This is a genomic window from Kitasatospora sp. NPDC004240 (assembly GCF_053603215.1).
Map to the genome: position 1 here is coordinate 1 of NZ_JBSGFD010000030.1, position 18,222 is coordinate 18,222.

Here is an 18,222-nt window from a genome sequence, read left to right on the forward strand (position 1 = left end):
GCCATCGGCGAGAAGGTCCTCGCCGCCCAGGGCCCCGGCGCCTGGCCCGTCTGCTCCGTCAAGGCCGGCCTCACCAAGTAGAGCCACCATGACGATGCCGCCGCACCCCACACCGGGTGCGGCGGCATCGTCATACCCGCGAACGAACGGAATGTGGCCGCTCCTCGCCGGGTGGGGCCGGCGGGGAGCGGCCCGTCGGAGGGCGGGCCGGACGGCCTACCGGGCGGTGAGGTACATGCCGGTGGCGTCGCGGCCCGCGGTGTTGCGGCAGGACCAGTTGCCACTCCCCTTGGCGTCCAGCAGGGTCAGGCAGCGCCCGAGCGCCTGCTGGGCGTAGTAGTTGGGGTGGAACGACTCCTCGACGGCCCCCTGGACGGTGGTGCCGAGGTCCATGAAGCGGGCCCATTCGCTGCCGGTCGCGGTGGGCGGGCTGCTCGGGGTCGCCATGCGGGTGGCGGTGGAGCAGACCGCGGTGCCGAGCATGAGGGTGCGGTCGAGCCAGTGCCGTTCCTCCTCCAGACCGCCGTGGCCGAACCGGTGGCTCCAGAGGGCGGCGACGAGTTCGAGCGCGCCCTGGGCCTCGGCGGGTGAGGTGAGGCCGAACTCGACGGCGGCGCGGATGTTGGCGTGGTCGTGGCGCAGCCGGGCGAGCCAGACGCTCTGCCGGGGGCTGAACCAGTCGGCCTCGGCGCGGGCGGCCAGGTCGCGGTAGTGGTCGCGGTGGCGTCGCCGGGTGTCCGGCTCGCGGCCCTGCTCGCGCAGCCGGGCGAGGCCGTAGTGGCGCAGTGTCTCCAGCATGCGGTAGCGGGGCTCGCCGGGGCGCTGCTCGCGGGTCAGCAGGGACTTGTCCATGAGGGCGGCGAGGGTGGGGAGTACCGCGTGGCGCGGCAGGTCCTCGCTGTGGCAGACCGCCTCGGCGGCGGCGAGGTCGAAGCCGCCGCGGAAGACGGACAGGGCGGTCCACAGGTGGCGTTCGCGGGGCGTGCAGAGGTGGTGGCTGGAGTCGATCGCGGCGTGGAGGGTGCGGTGCCGCTCCGGTACGGCCCGGCCGGTCGGCGTGGGCAGGTGCGGGCAGGCGTCGAGCCGGTCGAGGATCTGGCGGACCGGGAGGACCCGCATCCAGGACGCCGCCAGCTCGATGGCCAGCGGGATGCCGTCGAGGCGGGCGCAGATGTGGCCGGCCGCAGTCCACTCGTCCGCGCCGTGCGGGAATCCGCCGAGGACGGCCCGCGCCCGCTGGACGAACAGCCGTACGGCGGCGTAGCGGGTCAGCGAGTCGGGCCCCGGGAGGTGGTCCGCGTCGGGGGTGGCCAGGGGCGGGAGGTCGAGGATGTGTTCCCCGTAGACGCCGAGCCGTTGGCGGCTGGTCGTGAGGACCCGCAGACCGGGGGCGGCGGTGAGCAGGGTGTGGATCAGCGGTGCGCAGTGGTCGGTGAGGTGTTCGCAGTTGTCGAGGACGAGGAGCAGCCGCCGGTCGGCCAGGTGGTGGACGAGCAGGGCGAGCGGGTCGAGGGGTGACTCATGGGTGATCCCCAGGCCGAGGGCGACGGTCTGGGCGAGTCGTTCGCCGTCCTGGAGGAGGGCGAGGTCGACCAGGCGGACGCCGTGCGGGTACGAGGCTCGCAGGTCGCGGGCCGTGCGCAGGGCGAGGCGGGTCTTGCCGATCCCGGCCGGGCCGGTGACGGTGACCAGCCGCGTCCGGGTGAGTAAGCGGCGTGCCCGGGCGAGTTCACGGCTCCGTCCGACGAGGCTGTTGGTCTCTGCGGGGATGGCCTGGTCCCCAGGTCCGGTGAGATGCATGGTTCATGACAGCGTGTCGCGGCCCGGGCGCGCCACCGGTCCGGGGGAAGTCGCGACGGCGGGTGGCGGTTCCCCGCCCGCCGGCACCGCCCCGGCGGCACCGTCCGCTCCGTGGCCCCTTTCGGAAGGAACTGTTATCCCACCGGCCTCCGGGTGTCTCCCAACCGTCGGGATCGTCCGACAGCCCTCGGAAGACAGCGGAGCCCCCATGCACACCCCCACCGAACTCCCGTCGCGGCCGACCGCGTCCTGGACGGACCAGACCGTCCGGGCGCCGAGGGCGCGCGGGCACCGCGGCGTACGGCGTCCCGCCTGGAGGACCCGTACGGCGGCGCTCACGCTGTCGGGGGTCTCGCTGCTCGCGGCGATCGCGGTCGTCACCGTGAACCCGGCCGGGACCACCGACCAGGGCCGGTCCCAGGGCGCCGCGGGGACCCGCCCCGCCGGGGGCGTCCCGGCGGCCCCCGACACCGGTCCGGCCGCCACCGGTCCGGCGTCGCCACTCCCCACCTCGTCCGGCGGGCCGTCCGCCGACCCGTCCACGGCGCAGCCCACCGGTCCGTCCGTCGCGCCGACCGCCGCCCCCTCGCCGACCGCCATCGGTCCCACGAGCCGGCCGGCCACCGCCGCGCCGAAGGCCTCCGCGTCCGCCACCACGACCACCCTGGTGACGGCCACGACGGCCAGGCCGACCGCCGCTCCGGGCGGCGGGCCGGTCGGGCCGGACCCCAAGGTCCCCGGCCCCCGTACGGACTCCCGGAGCAACCAGGACGCCGAGGCCCTGTCGCTGCAGCTCCTCAACGCCGAACGCGCCACCGTCGGGCTGCCCCCGCTGGCCCTGCGCGCCGACCTCACGGACTACGCCCGCCGGTGGGCGCAGCACATGCGCACCTCCGGGTTCGGGCACTCGGCCGGCTCGGACACGCAGTACCTGGTGACCGGCTCGCGCACCTGGATCGGCGAGAACATCGTGTGGTGGAGCGACCCCGCCATGACCGCGCAGGAGGCGGCGGAGCGGTTCCAGTCCATGTGGCGCCACAGCCCGGGCCACTACAAGGCGCAGACCAGCACCTCGTTCACCGAGGTCGGCGTGGGTGTCTACCACGACGAGTCCGGCTGGTGGGGCGTGCACAACTTCTCCGACGCGCACTGACCGACGGCCGACGGCGCCCGGGGGCGGCAGCGGAAGCGGCCGGACGGGCGTCACGGGGTCGGGGCCCGGTGCCCCGGGCCTCCCCGTCGCCGAGGCGGCGGTGGGGAGGCCCGGGGCACCGGATCGCCTCAGACGAGGCCGGCCAACAGCTCCGCGAAGGGCTCGGGCCGGCTGAAGTAGCCGACGTGCGAGGCCTCCAGGGTGTGCACCTCGAAGGGGTTGTGCGGGGTCAGCTCGTCCGCTTTACGGATCATGTAGTCCTGAACGGCCGGCGGCATGCTCCTGTCCGCGGAGAGCCGGACGAAGGTGTGCGGGACACGGCCCCATCCGTCGGCCCGGACCACCGCGCCCGGCTCCAGCACCGTGTAGCTCTCGTCCGGGTCCAGGGAGTCCAGCAGCAGCCGGAACTGGTGGTCGGTGGAGTCGGCCATGACCGCGGCCTTCAGTTCCGCGAACAGCTGCGGGTCGGCGTGTGCGCTGCGCCAGTTCAGCCGGGCCACACCCGGGTTCCGCCCGTCCGCGTCGGGCACGGTGATGCGCGCGGCCAGGGCGTCGAGCAGGTTGTCGTCGACCACGTCCCACGGCTCGGTGAGCATGACCGGGTCACTGAGGCAGACCGCCGACAGGTAGACGACGCGGTGCAGCAGGTCCGGTGCGGCGTTGGCGACGGCGCTGATCGTCAGACCGCCGAAGCTGTTGCCGACCAGGACGACGGGCCCCGCCGCGGTGAGCCGGCGTATGACGGCCAGCACGTGGCGCACGTTGTCCTGCAGCGTGACACCCCGCATCGGCGAGGGGGCGTCGGCCAGGGCGATGAGGTCCTGCGGCTGGCGGTAGTAGTCGGCGGGGCCGTCGGCCAGGTCGCCGTGGCCCGGCAGGTCGACGGCGTACGAGCGGTGCCCGAGCAGGGCCAGCTCGTTCTGCAACGGGCCCCAGGCCCGGGCGTTGCTGGAGCCGCCGTGAACGAATACGAATGTGGGGCGCGAGGTTGCGCGCATGGTGAAGATCCTCGTCATCCTGAGGTGAACGGTGGACGTGAGACCTGGTGCCGGCGACGGCCTACACCATGGTCAGCGCGCCGACCGGGTGCGGATGGCCTGCCAGTTGTGGATGACGGAACTCATGGCGGTGACCATAACGCACCCCGTACCGAACCGGCCAAGGGTTTTCGGCACCTCGGCGGTGGACCGCCGCACACCGGGCGGTTCGGAGTCCGGCAGCACACCCGGATTGAGCCGTCCGGGTGAGGACCGCCGGTGCGACCGACGGGCCCGCCGTCCATCCGAACGGAGCAACCGGAGGTGCGCCGCCCGGGTGGGGCCCCGACGATCGGGTCTGACGCATGAGGCGTCGACAGGCCGGTCGAGGAGGCATCGGTTGAGTACCGTGGACGTTCCGGGCGACGACGCCGGCCGAGCGGGCGGGTCGCGCACCGCGGCCGCGGTGCGGGCCGCAGCCGCACCGAACAAGATCACCTGGCTGACCCTGGCGCTGATGACGGTCAGTTCGGTCGCCAGCCTGCGGGCCGCGCCGACCATGGCGGTGTACGGCCTCGCCTGCGTCTTCCTCTACCTGCTGCCGGCGGTGGTGTTCCTGCTGCCGACGGCGCTGGTGTCGGCCGAGCTCGCCTCCGGGTGGAGCGGCGGCGTCTACAACTGGGTGGCCCAGGGCCTGTCGAAGCCGCTGGGCTTCCTGGCCGTGTGGTGCCAGTTCGCGATGACCATCTTCTACTACCCCAGCCTCCTCGCCTTCGTGGCCAGCACGATCTCCTACGTGATCAACCCCGCGCTCGCCAGCAACGGCGTCTACACCGCGATCGTCATCGTGGTCCTGTACTGGACCGGCGTCTGGGTCTCCTCCCGCGGGACCAACGCCGTCGCGGGCCTGGCCTCCTGGGGGCTGATCATCGGAACGCTGATCCCCGGCACCCTGCTGGTCCTGCTCGGGTTCGTCTTCCTCGGGCAGGGCAACCCCTCGGCCGCCCCGATGGACGCCTCCCACCTCTTCCCCCAGTGGACCGGCATCGCCAGCCTGGTGCTGATCGTCAACAACTTCCTCAGCTACTCCGGCATGGAGATGAACGCCGTCCACGTCAACAAGCTGCGCGACCCCGCCAAGGAGTTCCCGAGGGCGATGTTCCTGGCCATGGGCATGGTCCTGCTGATCTTCATCCTGCCGGCCCTGGCGATCAGCTGGGTCATCCCGGCCGACCAGCTCAGCCTGACCGCCGGTGTCATGCAGGCCTTCGACGCGTTCTTCCAGTACTTCCACATCGGCTGGCTGGTCCCGATCGTCGCGGTCGCCCTGTGTTCCGCCTCCCTCGGCGGCATGCTCACCTGGCTCGCCGGCCCCTCCAAGGGCCTGCTGCTGATCTCCCGCCAGGAGGGCTACCTCCCGCCGTTCCTCCAGAAGCTCAACGCCCGCGGCATCCAGCAGAACATCCTCGTCACCCAGGGGCTCGTCACCACGGTCATCGCCCTGCTCTACGCGCTGATCCCCAACGTGTCCAGCGTGTACTGGATCTTCTCGGTGATCACCACCCAGGTCTACCTGATCATGTACCTGCTGATGTTCCTGGCCGCCATCCAACTGCGCCGCAAGCAGCCCGACCACCCGCGCGGCTACCGCGCACCGATGCTCACCACGATCTGCGTGATCGGCTTCGTGGCGTCGGCGCTGGCCATGGCGATCGGCTTCGTGCCGTCCTCGCAGTTCGGCAGCGGCAGCGTCTGGGCGTACATCGGGATCGTCGGCGGCGGCCTGCTGCTCCTGGGGATCGTGATCCCGTTCTCGTTCCTGAAACTGCGCAAGCCGAGCTGGCGCCAACCCGACGCCGACACCGGCGAGGAGGCCGTGGCATGAGCCCCACCCGGATGGCGTCCGAGCACCGCTGGATCTACATCTGCTCCATCGTGCTGCTGGTCGCGCTGGCGGTCGTCGGCCTGCTGACGTACACCCAGCAGCATGCCACCAACGAGGCCCACCGGAAGGCCAACCAGCTGAACGAGGCGAGGACCGCCCAGGGCCTGCCCGCCGTCAACGTCAACAACACCGCCCTGGTCCTCGGCACCGACGGCGGCGCGGTCTGCGAGGACCCGAACTCGGCGTTGAAGCAGGCCCTGTGGCGGGTCAACCTGGCCAACGGCGCGGGCGGGCCCGGGATGCGGCCGGTCATCGCCGACTCCCGGATCCTGCGCGCGGGCGCCGAGATCATCAAGGTGTACTGCCCGGACAAGCTCGACGACTACCAGGAACAGCTCGACAGCCTCAAGACCGAGGACACCGTCAACGACTGATCCTGACGGTACGGCGGTCCCCTGCCGATCGGCAGGGGACCGCCGTACCGTCGGGCCGGGCCGGGCCGGCCCGCCGGAACCGGATGATCGACCAGGCCGGGGGCTCCCGGCTCAGCAGACGTCGCGGCTCAGTAGACGTCGCGGACGTAGCGCCGGTCGGCGGCGAGCTGCTTGACGTGGGCGTCGGCCTCCTCCTCGGTCAGGCCGCCGTGGGTCGCGGCGATCTCCCGCAGGGTGCGGTCGACGTCCTTGGCCATCCGGGCGGCGTCGCCGCAGACGTAGAGGTGCGCGCCGTTCTGCAGCCAGTCCCAGAGCCGCAGTCCGTGCTCGCGCATCCGGTCCTGGACGTAGACCTTGTTGCGGTGGTCGCGGGAGAACGCCAGGTCGAGCCGGTCCAGGTGCCCGGAGGCGCGGAAGGCGGCGAGCTCCTCGCGGTAGTAGAAGTCGGTGGCCTCCCGCTGCTCGCCGAAGAACAGCCAGTTCGGGCCGGTGTGGCCACGGGCGTGGCGGTCCTCCAGGAACCCGATGAACGGGGCGACGCCGGTCCCCGGGCCCACCATGATCATGGGCGTGGCGGGGTCGGCCGGCGGCCGGAAGTGCGGGGAGCGCTGGACGAACACCGGCACCGGGCCGTCGTCCGCGTTGTCGGCGAGGTAGCTGGAGCAGACGCCCTTGCGGGGGTGCCCGGCGCCGTTGGCGTAGCGGACGACGGACACCGTCAGCCGCACCTCCCCGGGGTGGGCCAGCGGGCTGGAGGATATCGAGTACAGCCGGGGCTGGAGGCGCTTGAGCACACCGGCCCACTCCCCCGCGCCCGCCCGTACCGGCAGTGAGCCGATCACGTCGACGGCCTGGCGGCCCCAGCTCCACTTGGCGAGCTCCCCGGTGTTGTCGGGGCGCAGCAGCCGCCTGAGGTCGCGGTCGCCGGAGCGCTCGACGGCGAAGCGCAGCAGGTCGGGGGTGATCCTGGCGATCTCCAGGCGGCTGCGCAGGGCCTCGCGGAAGGGGATCGCGCCCTGGTCGCCGACGGTCACGGGCTCGTCGGGGTCGGCGCCGGTGACGGCCAGCCACTCGTCGACGAGTTCGGGGCAGTTCACCGGCCAGACGCCGAGGGCGTCGCCGGGCTCGTACTGGAGGTCGCCGTGCTCGCCGCCTCGGGTGTCGAAGGCGAACTGCCGGACCTCCTTGGCGGAGCCGGGCAGGCTGAGCAGGCGGTTGCCGATCAGCAGGGTGCCGAAGGGCGCGGCCTTGGTGTAGCCGGTCCGGGCGGGCGAGGCGCTCGGGGTCACCGGGGCGGCGGTGGCCTGGGCGGAGGCGGCCGGGGCCGCGGTCGCCGGGACGGAGGCGGCGAGGGCCGTGACCACCTGGTCCAGCCAGCGGCCGGCGGCCTCCTGGTAGTCGGGCTCGCAGTCGGCGCGCGGGGCGAGGCGGGTGGCCCCGAGCTCGTGGAGACGCTGGTCGAGCCGGCGCCCGTGGCCGCAGAAGTCGTCGTAGCTGGAGTCGCCGAGCGCGAGCACGGCGTAGCGCAGGGCGCCGGCCCCGCCCGGGCCGCCCGCCGCGAGCCCGGTCGCCGTCAGGCCGGTCGCCGTCAGACCGTCCGTCGAGAGGCCGTCCGCCGAGGCGCCGTCGGCCGTGAGGCGGTCCCAGAAGGCGGATCCGTTGTCGGGGGCCTCGCCGTCGCCGAAGGTGCTGGTGATCAGCAGCACCGGCGTCCCGGCGGTCAGCGCGTCGGGCCCGGCCTCGTCCATGCCGAGCAGCAGCGGCTGCCAGCCCTCGGCCGTCAGCCGCTCGGCGGCCCTGGCGGCGGCCTCCTCGGCGTTGCCGGTCTGCGAGGCCCAGAGCACGGCGACCGTACGGGCCGGCGCGGCGGCCGCCGGCTCCTGGACGGCCGCCGCGGCGCCGGGGGCGGTCGCCACGGCACCGGGGGCGAGCGGGTCGGGCTCGGAGCGGGAGTACGTCCCGGCGAGCATGCCGTTGATCCAGCGGGCCCGCTCCGGGTCGACCGGCGCCCGGGGCGGCAGCACCGGTACGGCGGTGGCCTGCGGGCGGGTGGAGCCGAGTCCGGCCAGGAAGCCGGAGAGGTAGGTGCGTTCGGTGACGGTGAGGGCGGGCGGCGCGAGGTCGGTGATGCCGACCATCCTGGCCAGCACCGCGACCGGGGAGGCCGGGTCGAGGAGGGAGCGCGGGGCCGGCACGGAGGCGGCGACGGGCCCGACCGCCCCGGCGGACGCGGCGGCGGGCCTGGCGGCGGGTGCGGCCGGGAGCTCCGGGCGCTCGGGGGCCGCGACCGGGCGCAGCGCGACGGCGCAGACCTTGAGCTCGGGCTGGAAGGAGATCGGGTCCACGGCGTCGCTGGTGACCGCGTTGATCGAGAGGTACTCGCCGAACAGGTCGTTCCAGTGGAACGGCGCGAAGCAGTTGCCCGGCCGGACCCGGTCGGTGACCACGGCCGGCAGCACCGCGCGCCCCCGCCGGGAGGCGACCTCCAGGTGGTCGCCGTCGGCGATGGCCAGGGCCTCGGCGTCCTGCGGGTGGACCTCCACGAAGGGGCCCGGGTTGAGCTTGTTGAGCTTGGTGACCCGGCCGGTCTTGGTCAGGGTGTGCCACTGGTGCTGGAGGCGGCCGGTGTTGAGGACGAACGGGTAGTCGTCGTCGGGCAGTTCGGCGGCCGGGAGGTGCGGGCGGGCGAAGAACGAGGCCCGTCCGGTCGGGGTCGGGAACGCCAGGCGCGGGCGGCTGCCGTCGGGGCGCTCCAGCAGGCTCTGGCTGACGCCGTCGTTGAGGTAGCGGATCGGGTTGCGCTCCGGGCCGGCGGGGGCGGCGGGCCACTGCACCGGGGTCTCGCGCAGCCGCTCGTACGACACGCCCCGCAGGTCCCAGCCGGTCTTGGGGTTCCAGGCGCGTTTGAGCTCCTCGAACACCTCCTCGGCGGTGCGGTGGTCGAAGCCCGGGAAGCCCATCTCGCGGGCGACCCGGGCGATGATCTGCCAGTCCGGGAGCGCCTGGCCGACCGGGTCGGCCCCGGGGCGGGCCAGGGTGAGGTTGCGCTCCGAGTTGATCAGCACGCCCTCGGACTCGGCCCACATGGCGGCGGGCAGGACGACGTCCGCGTAGGCGTTGGTCTCGGTGTCGGCGTAGACGTCCTGGGTGATGACGAGCTCGGCGGTCTCCAGCCCGGCGATGACGGTCTTCCGGTTGGCGACGGAGGCGACCGGGTTGGTGCAGATGATCCAGCACGCCTTGACGGCGCCCTCGGCCATCCGCTCGAACATCTCGACGGTGCCCTTGCCGACCTCGGTGCGCAGGGTGCCCGCGGGCAGGCCCCACAGCTCCTCGACGAAGGCCCGCTCCTCGGGCACCAGGACGGACCGCTGGCCGGGCAGGCCCGGGCCCATGTAGCCCATCTCCCGGCCGCCCATGGCGTTGGGCTGGCCGGTGAGCGAGAACGGGCCGCTGCCGGGGCGGCAGATCGCGCCGGTGGCCAGGTGCAGGTTGACCAGGGCGTTGGTGTTCCAGGTGCCGTGGGTGGACTGGTTGAGCCCCATCGTCCAGCAGCTCATCCACTCGCCGGCCTCGCCGATCAGCCGGGCGGCCCGGCGGATGTCCTCCTCGGGGATGCCGGTGACCTCGGCGACCTTCGCCGGAGGGTAGTCCTGGAGGAAGCCGGGCATCTCCTCCCAGCCGTCGGTGAACTCGGCGATGAACGCGGGATCGGTGTGCCCGTTCTCCACCAGCAGGTGCAGCAGCCCGTTCAGCAGGGCGAGGTCGGTGCCCGGTCTGATCTGCAGGAAGAGGTCGGCCTTGTCGGCGGTCGCGCTGCGGCGCGGGTCGACCACGATGAGCCTGGCGCCCGCCTTGACCCGGTCCATCATCCGCAGGAACAGGATCGGGTGGCAGTCGGCCATGTTGGAGCCGGTCACCAGGAAGACGTCGGCGTGGTCGAAGTCCTCGTACGAGCCGGGCGGCCCGTCGGCGCCGAGCGACAGCTTGTAGCCGCTGCCCGCACTGGCCATGCACAGCCGGGAGTTGGACTCGATCTGGTTGGTGCCGACGAAGCCCTTGGCCAGCTTGTTGACCAGGTACTGGGCCTCCAGCGTCAGCTGGCCGGAGACGTAGAAGGCGAGCGCGTCCGGCCCGTGCTCGTCGAGGATCGCCCGCAGCCGGCGCGCGGTGGCGGTGATCGCCGCGTCGACGTCGGTCGGGACGGCCTCGGTGCCGCGTTCGGTGCGGAGCAGGGCCGTACCCAGCCGCCCCTCGGTCGCGGCGAGCATGTCGGCGGTGGTGGCGCCCTTGGTGCACAGCCGGCCGGCGTTGGCGGGATGCCCGCGGTCGCCCGTCGCCCTGGCCACCGTACGGCGGCCCTCGCCGGAGGCGGGGGAGGCGATGTCGAGGACCAGCCCGCAGCCGACACCGCAGTACGAGCACACCGTCCTCACGGTGCTGGTGGTGTCCGGGCCCGGTGCCGTCACGGCCGCTCCCTCTCAGGTGGTGGTCCTCGTCACCGGACGCGGCCCCGGCAGGGGGCGGTGGTCGTGACGTCCGGCGGTGGGAGTGTCCCACCGTCAACGACCCTAGGGAGGAGCCATTAACGCGAGATCACGAAGGCCACTTTCCCGAGGTAAACCCCGCCGCACACCGCCGGTCCCGCCCGTGTGAGCTCCCGCGGGGGACGACGCCGGTGCGCCCCGCCCGCACCCGGGGTCGTCGCCCTCCGCGAGCTCCCCCATGGTGTCCACGCCGGCGGGCCGGTCACCGTTCACGGCGGAACTTCGGTGCTTTTGCCCCGCGATGCGCCGCCGGGTGGCGTTCGAGGACGTCGGTGACGTTCCGGCGGCGGTACGCGGCCCTCCCGGCCGGGGCGAAATCGCGCAGACCGGGGAATTCCGCTGAATGGTCGCCGGTCGGGTCATGTCACCGATATCAGGCCGATCGCCCGGGCGAATTCCGGCCGGAGGGCGGGGAACCGGCCACATTCCTGGCCCGAACGAATCATCGATGGTTAGCATGCGTTGCCCTTGCCCCCTTGCGCCTTCCCCTAGTTCGCGGGAGAGACAGTGCGTCGCCTCTGCATATTCCTGGCAGCAGTCCTGATGGCCGCACTGATCGTCCCGGTGGAGCAGTACTGGGGTTGGGGCCGGGCGCAGGCCGCGACCTGCACGAACGACACCAACTGGGCGGCCGGCGCCCGCGGTGAGGCCAAGCGGTGCATCAACGGGCACCTGTACACGACCCGCCGCCAACTCGCCGTGCTCCCGGGATGCCTGGGGCCCACCAGGCCCGGATTCGTCTACGACAGGAACACCTGCGGCAAGGGCGTCGAGGCCATCGGACAGGCCCGCGGCGTCAAGTACCTGAGCGACCGGGTCGAGACCCCGAGCCAGGGGCTGATCAGCCCCGATGTGCAGTGGGAGATGTACCAGCCGGGGAACAAACGGCCGGACATCGTGGTGTACGACCGGAACAATGCGGCCGCCGGGGTCGACGTCATCGAGGCGAAGGTCAAGGGCGAGAACGCGGATTACCCGCAATGGGGCACCCAGGTCGACGGGTACATCGCGCACTTCCGCAGCCAGGGCATGGTGAACGTCCGGCGCGGCGACACCCTCAACAAGTGGGGCGTCTACCGGGACGAATTCCAGGTGTGGGACGCGGAGAAGACCTGCAAGACGGCCGCCGGGGACGCCGGCTACGTCCGCCGCACCTACCTGGGCACCGCACCGCAGGCCGGCCTGCTGAGCATCGAGGAGGACCGCGGCAAGCGGGTCTGCGACAAGGACAAGGTGCAGCCGCCGTCCCCGCCGATCATCCTGCCGACCGCCCAGCCCACCTCCCAGCCGACCTCGCAGCCGAGCGCCACCCCGACGAGCACGCCGACCGCCGAGCCCACCATGGTCCCGATCCCGCCGATCACGCCGATCCCCGTCCCCGCCGAACTGGTCTCCCGCTTCGAGGAGCTGGCCCACGACGGCGGCGTCCCCGGGGACCTGCTCGCCGCCGGCGCGCTCACCGTCCTCGCCTCGGCCCTGCTCACCGAGATCGAGGCGGCTCTGGGCACCAGCCTGGGCGCGGCCCTCCTCGCCGAACTGGCCCTGACCGCACCGGCGGCACTCGCCCTGGGCGCGATCGCCGTCGCGGTGCTCATCACCTGGTTCCTGATCGACCACTACGGTGCGCACGCCAACGGCGACCCGCACTTCGCCACCGTGGACGGTCTGAACTACGACCTGCAGTCGGCCGGCGAGTTCACGCTCGCCCAGTCCGAGCGCCACCACGTCACCATCCAGGGCCGGATGGCCCCGCTCTGGGCGTCCAGCAACGTCTCCACGCTCACCCGGGTCGCCATGGAGGTCAACGAGCACCGCGTAGAGCTCGACAACGACGGCCTGTACGTGGACGGCCTGGCGCGGCCCCTGGAGACCGGCACGATGCTCTCGCTCGGCGAGGGCGCCTTCGTCACCCGCGACACCAGCGGCCGCTACCTGGTGATGTGGCAGGGCGTCAGGGGCCCGGTCTTCGCCTGGTCGCACGGCAACGGCCACCTGTACGTGCCCCCGGCGACCGACAGCGACCTGGTCGGCCTGTTCGGCGACGCGGACGGCGACCCGTCGAACGACCTGAAGCTCGCCGACGGCACCCGGCTGCCCGCCGACACCCCGCCCGCCGTCCTGCACGCCGACTACGCCGACTCCTGGCGGATCACCGACGACGAGTCGCTCTTCACCTACGCACCCGGCCAGAACACCGCGACCTTCACCGACCTCACCTACCCCCGCAACATCGTCACCTGGCACGACCTGGCACCCGACCAGATCGCCCTGGCCACCACCAAGTGCGAGGCCGCGGGCGTACCGGCCGGCCCGGCGTTCAACGGCTGCGTCCTCGACGTGGCGCTGACCGCCGACACCGCGTTCGCCACCGGCGCCGCCCAGCGCCGGACGGCCGGCCTGGACCCGCTGGCCCGGGGCGTGGACGCCGCCGGCGACCTGTCCACGGACTTCGAGAGCCCGTCGCTACCGACCAACCTCTCCCCCGCCAGACTGTCCGGCGACCCCGGCACGACCTCCTTCGCCGGACCCTTCACCAGCACCGAGTCCTACCGCTTCTACGTCCAGGCACTGCCCTCGCACCTCGGCGGCACGCTCTCCTTCGACCTACTCACCCTCGGCGACTGGACGACGGGCACCGAGGCCAGGACGGTCACCGTCCAGACCGACCGCGCCAACCCGTACACCGTCACACCGAGCACCCTCACCCCCGTGGCGAGCGGCACGCTCGCCGGCGGGGTCCCGTACAAGCGGTACCGGGTGACGGTACCGTTCACGCACAGCGACGCGCAGGCCGAGTTCAAGGTCTCGGCGACCGGGATCAGCGGCATCGCCAACCAGGCCTTCGGCGTCGACGACCTCGCCCTGCACGTCCAGGTCGTGCCGCCGCAGTCCTTCACCGGCAGCCTGCCGCTCAGCGTCTCCGACGGTGTGCCCGGCCCCGGCGCGGGCAACCTGGAGAACACCGCCGCCGAGGACGACTACCGGTTCGACGTCCCGGCCGGCGGGGCCGTCTACATCGACCCCACGGCCTGCCCCGGCGGCAGCGCCAACCTCCGCTGGACCCTGGAGACCGCCGCCGGCGCCGCCGCGGGCTCCGGCTACGGCTGCCAGGGCGCCGAGCTCCGCAACCTGGCGCCCGGCCCGTACCGGCTGGCCGTCAAGGCGCAGAACGGCTCCGCGGGCAGCTACGCGCTGCGCGTGACCGCCGTCCCCGCCGACGTCACCGCCACGGCCGCCGTCGACGGCGCGCCCGCCACCCTGACCACCACCGCGCCCGGCCAGAACGGCGGCTGGACCTTCACCGGCACCACCGGGCAGAACGTCTACCTCGACCTCTCCGCCGGCACCGTGAACCTGCTCGACGCCGAGGTGTCGGTCATCAAACCGGACGGCACGACCCTGCGGACCGGCCAGTACTGCGGCACCTCCTGCGGCTTCGACACCTTCGCCCTGCCCGCCGACGGCACCTACACGGTCCGGTACGACCCGCGCGCGGCCGTGGTCGGCTCGCTCACCGCCACGATCCGGGCCGTCCCCACCGACACCACCGCCGCCCTGGCGGCCGACGGCACCGCGTCCCGGCTCACCACCACCGTCCCCGGTCAGAACGGTGTCTGGACCTTCACCGGCACCACCGGCCAGCGGGTCCACGTCGACCTCTCGGCGGGCACGCTCCACCTCCTCCACGCCTCCGCGTCCCTCGTCAGGCCCGACGGCACCGTGCTCTCCCACACCTACTGCGGCACCTCCTGCGGCTTCGACACCACCACGCTGCCCGCGAACGGCACGTACAAGGTCGTCTTCGACCCGCAGGGCAACGCGACCGGCTCGCTCACCGCCAGGCTCTGGTCCGTCCCCTCCGACCCGGCCACCACGATCGCCACCGACGGCACCGCGTCCAGGCAGAGCACGACGGTCCCCGGCCAGAACGCGGTGTGGACCTTCACCGGGACGGCCGGCCAGCGGGTCGGGTTCGGCTTCACCGACGGCACGCTGGACGTGCTCAAGGCGCAGGTGTCCGTGCTCAAGCCGGACGGCACCGCCCTGCGCAACTGGCAGTACTGCGGCACCTCCTGCACCTTCGACACCACCACGCTCCCGGCCGACGGCACCTACCGGGTCGTCTTCGACCCGCAGGGCACCGCCACCGGCTCGCTGACGGTCGCCGTCTCCGCCGACGTGGCCCGGCCGGTCACCACGGACGGCACGGCCTCCGTCCTGACCACCGGCGCCGCCGGCCAGAACGGGGCATGGACCTTCACCGGAACGGCCGGCCAGCGGGTCTACTTCGACTTCTCCGCCGGTACTTTCGGCGCCTTCCACGCCGAGGTTTCCGTCCTCAAACCGGACGGGACGACCCTGCTCGGCTCGCAGTACTGCGGCACCTCCTGCGGACTCGACACCACCGTCCTCCCGGTGGACGGCACCTACTCGGTGCTGCTCCGCTCCACCGGGCCGACGGGCGGCTCGCTCACCGCGAGGCTGTACACCGTGCCCGCCGACCTCACCGGCCCGATCGCCACCGACGGCACGCCCGCGAAGCTGACCACCACCACGCCCGGCCAGAACGGCGGTTGGACGTTCACCGGCACCGCCGGCCAGCGCGTCCTCGTCGACCTCTCCGGCGGCACCCTCGGCATCTTCAGCGCCTACACGTCGATCCTCAAGCCCGACGGCACCGCACTGCGCGACAACCAGTACTGCGGCGACCGGTGCGTCTTCGACACCACCACGCTGCCCGTGGACGGCACCTACACCGTGCGCTTCGACCCCCAGGGCAACGCGACCGGCTCGCTCACCGCCAGGCTCTGGTCCGTCCCCGCCGACCCGACCACCACGATCGCCACCGACGGCACGCCCGCCACGGTGACCACCACCGTCCCCGGACAGAACGGCGGTTGGACCTTCGCCGGGACGGCCGGGCAGAAGGTGGGCCTCGGCTTCACCGGCGGCACGCTGGACGTGCTGAAGGCCCAGGTGTCCGTCCTCAGGCCGGACGGAACGACGCTCCTGGCCTCGCAGTACTGCGGCGCGACCTGCACCTTCGCCACCACCGCCCTGCCGGTGGACGGCGTCTACAAGGTCGTCTTCGACCCCCAGGGCACCGCCACCGGCGCCCTCACCCTGAGCGTCTCCGCGGACGTGGTGCGGACCGTCACCACCGACGGCACCGCGTCCACCCTGACCACCACCGCCGCCGGGCAGAACGGCAGCTGGACCTTCGCCGGGACCGCCGGCCAACGGGTCTACTTCGACCTGTCGGCGGGGACCTTCGGCACCCTGAACGCCGAGGTGTCCGTACTGCGGCCGGACGGCACGACCCTGGTCAACCCGCAGTACTGCGGCGCCGGTTGCGGGCTCGACACCACCACCCTGCCGGTGGACGGCACCTACACCGTGGCGCTCCGGACCACCGGCACCACGGGCGGCTCCCTCACCGCCAAGCTGTACACCGTGCCCGCCGACGCCACCGCCACGATCGCCACCGACGGCACACCCTCCAAGCTGACCACCACCGTCCCCGGCCAGAACGGCGTCTGGACGTTCACCGGGACGGCCGGGCAGAAGGTCGGATTCGGCTTCAGCGGCGGCACGCTGGACGTGCTCAAGGCCGGGGTGTCCGTCCTCAAGCCGGACGGCACCGCCCTGCGCACCTGGCAGTACTGCGGCCCGTCCTGCACCTTCGACACCACCACGCTCCCGGTCGACGGCACCTACAAGGTGGTCTTCGACCCGCAGGGGACCGCCACCGGCTCCCTCACCCTGAGTGCCTCCGGCGACGTGCTGCGGGCGGTCGCCACGGACGGCACACCGTCCGTCCTGACCACCACCGCCGCCGGGCAGAACGGCAGCTGGACCTTCACCGGAACGGCGGGCCAGCGGGTGTACTTCGACTTCTCGGCCGGCACGTTCAGCAGCTTCAAGGCCGAGGTGTTCGTCCTCAGGCCCGACGGCACGACCCTGCTCAACTGGCAGTACTGCGGCACCTCCTGCGGCTTCGACACCACCACCCTGCCGGTGGACGGCACCTACACCGTGGGCCTGCGGACCACCGGCACCACGGGCGGCTCCCTCACCGCGAAGCTGTACACCGTGCCCGCCGACGCCACCACCGCGATCGCCACCGACGGCACACCCTCCAAGCTGACCACCACCGTCCCCGGCCAGAACGGCGTCTGGACCTTCGCCGCGACCGCCGGCCAGCGCGTCTACCTCGACTTCTCCGGTGGCACGATCAGCACCTTCAACGCCCAGGCCTCCGTGCTCAAGCCGGACGGCACGGTGCTCCTCGCCTGGCAGTACTGCGGCGACAAGTGCGTCTTCGACACCACCGCCCTGCCCGTGGACGGCACCTACACCGTCCGCTACGACCCCCAGGGCAACGCGACCGGCTCCCTCACCGCCAAACTGTGGATCGCCCCGAACCTTCCCGCCACCCCGGTCACCACGGACGGCACGGCGGCGAAGGTGACCACCACCGTCCCCGGACAGAACGGCAGTTGGACGTTCACCGGCACCGCCGGACAACGCGTCTACCTCGACTTCTCCGGCGGAGCAATGGACATCCTCAAAGCCCAGGTCGCACTCCTCAAGCCCGACGGAACCACCCTGCGCAGCAGCCAGTACTGCGGCGACAAATGCGCCTTCGACACCACCACGCTCCCCGCGGACGGCACCTACACCGTCCTCTACGACCCCCAGGGCAGCACGACCGGCTCCCTCACCGCCAAGGTCTGGGCCGTCCCCGCCAACCCCGTCACCCCGGTGACCACGGACGGCACGGCGGCGAAGGTGACCACCACCGTCCCCGGACAGAACGGCAGTTGGACGTTCACCGGCACCGCCGGACAACGCGTCTACCTCGACTTCTCCGGCGGAGCAATGGACATCCTCAAAGCCCAGGTCGCACTCCTCAAGCCCGACGGAACCACCCTGCGCAGCAGCCAGTACTGCGGCGACAAATGCGCCTTCGACACCACCACGCTCCCCGCGGACGGCACCTACACCGTCCTCTACGACCCCCAGGGCAGCACGACCGGCTCCCTCACCATCAAGGTCTGGAGCGTCCCCGCCGAACCCACCACCCCGGTGGCCGTCGACGGCACGCCGGTGACGCTGGCCACCACCACTCCAGGCCAGAACGGCAGTTGGACGTTCACGGGCACCGCCGGGCAGAAGGTCGCGTTCGCGTTCTCCGGCGGTTCGACGGGCGGCTCCCTGAACGCCATGGTGTCGGTCCTCAAGCCGGACGGGACGACCCTGCGCGGCAGTCAGTACTGCGGCGTCTCCTGCACCTTCGACGCCACGACACTGCCCGCGGCCGGCCAGTACAAGGTGCTGTTCGACCCGCAGGGCAGCGCGGTCGGCGCCCTGACCGCGAAGCTGACACCGACCCCGTGACCGGCCGCCCCCGACCCCGGAGACA

Annotated in this window: 7 protein-coding genes and 1 pseudogene; 5 read left to right on the top strand and 3 right to left on the bottom strand. The window is 72.6% G+C overall.

The window, feature by feature from the left end:
• A pseudogene (locus ACWEQL_RS10840) lies at positions 1–78 on the top strand (Resuscitation-promoting factor Rpf1); the annotation flags it as partial.
• A gap of 138 nt (positions 79–216) precedes the next feature.
• Here ACWEQL_RS10840 and ACWEQL_RS10845 read toward each other — a convergent pair.
• Positions 217–1,800, bottom strand: coding sequence for an ATP-binding protein (locus ACWEQL_RS10845; protein ID WP_452149875.1), 1,584 nt, complete (start codon positions 1,798–1,800; stop codon positions 217–219).
• 208 nt (positions 1,801–2,008) lie between these two features.
• Between ACWEQL_RS10845 and ACWEQL_RS10850 the strand changes: the two genes are divergently transcribed.
• Positions 2,009–2,953, top strand: coding sequence for a CAP domain-containing protein (locus tag ACWEQL_RS10850; protein ID WP_452149876.1), 945 nt, complete (start codon positions 2,009–2,011; stop codon positions 2,951–2,953).
• Positions 2,954–3,081: 128 nt separating this feature from the next.
• Here the strand turns inward: ACWEQL_RS10850 and ACWEQL_RS10855 are convergent, their stop codons facing one another.
• Positions 3,082–3,951, bottom strand: coding sequence for an alpha/beta hydrolase (locus ACWEQL_RS10855; protein WP_452149877.1), 870 nt, complete (start codon positions 3,949–3,951; stop codon positions 3,082–3,084).
• 379 nt (positions 3,952–4,330) lie between these two features.
• Here ACWEQL_RS10855 and ACWEQL_RS10860 point away from each other — a divergent pair, with 379 nt between their 5' ends.
• Both ACWEQL_RS10860 and ACWEQL_RS10865 read left to right on the top strand, forming a co-directional pair.
• Positions 4,331–5,815, top strand: coding sequence for an APC family permease (locus ACWEQL_RS10860; RefSeq protein WP_452149878.1), 1,485 nt, complete (start codon positions 4,331–4,333; stop codon positions 5,813–5,815).
• A complete protein-coding gene (locus ACWEQL_RS10865) occupies positions 5,812–6,249 on the top strand; it encodes a hypothetical protein (protein WP_452149879.1) in 438 nt (145 codons plus the stop codon). Before ACWEQL_RS10860 ends, ACWEQL_RS10865 begins: the two co-directional genes overlap by 4 nt.
• Positions 6,250–6,377: 128 nt before the next feature.
• Here the strand turns inward: ACWEQL_RS10865 and ACWEQL_RS10870 are convergent, their stop codons facing one another.
• The gene (locus ACWEQL_RS10870; RefSeq protein WP_452149880.1) at positions 6,378–10,718 is read right to left on the bottom strand and encodes a molybdopterin-dependent oxidoreductase; all 4,341 of its coding nucleotides are present in this window, start codon (positions 10,716–10,718) and stop codon (positions 6,378–6,380) included.
• Between the two features lie 621 nt (positions 10,719–11,339).
• On the opposite strand from ACWEQL_RS10870, the gene ACWEQL_RS10875 reads away from it, so the two are divergent.
• Positions 11,340–18,197, top strand: coding sequence for a VWD domain-containing protein (locus ACWEQL_RS10875; protein WP_452149881.1), 6,858 nt, complete (start codon positions 11,340–11,342; stop codon positions 18,195–18,197).
• Positions 18,198–18,222 lie beyond the last annotated feature (25 nt).

Coding starts and splice junctions, on each gene's coding strand:
- ACWEQL_RS10850 (WP_452149876.1), top strand. CDS start 2,009: ATGCACACCCCCACCGAACTCCCGTCGCGGCCGACCGCGTCCTGGACG.
- ACWEQL_RS10845 (WP_452149875.1), bottom strand. CDS start 1,800: ATGCATCTCACCGGACCTGGGGACCAGGCCATCCCCGCAGAGACCAAC.
- ACWEQL_RS10875 (WP_452149881.1), top strand. CDS start 11,340: ATGGCCGCACTGATCGTCCCGGTGGAGCAGTACTGGGGTTGGGGCCGG.
- ACWEQL_RS10865 (WP_452149879.1), top strand. CDS start 5,812: ATGAGCCCCACCCGGATGGCGTCCGAGCACCGCTGGATCTACATCTGC.
- ACWEQL_RS10855 (WP_452149877.1), bottom strand. CDS start 3,951: ATGCGCGCAACCTCGCGCCCCACATTCGTATTCGTTCACGGCGGCTCC.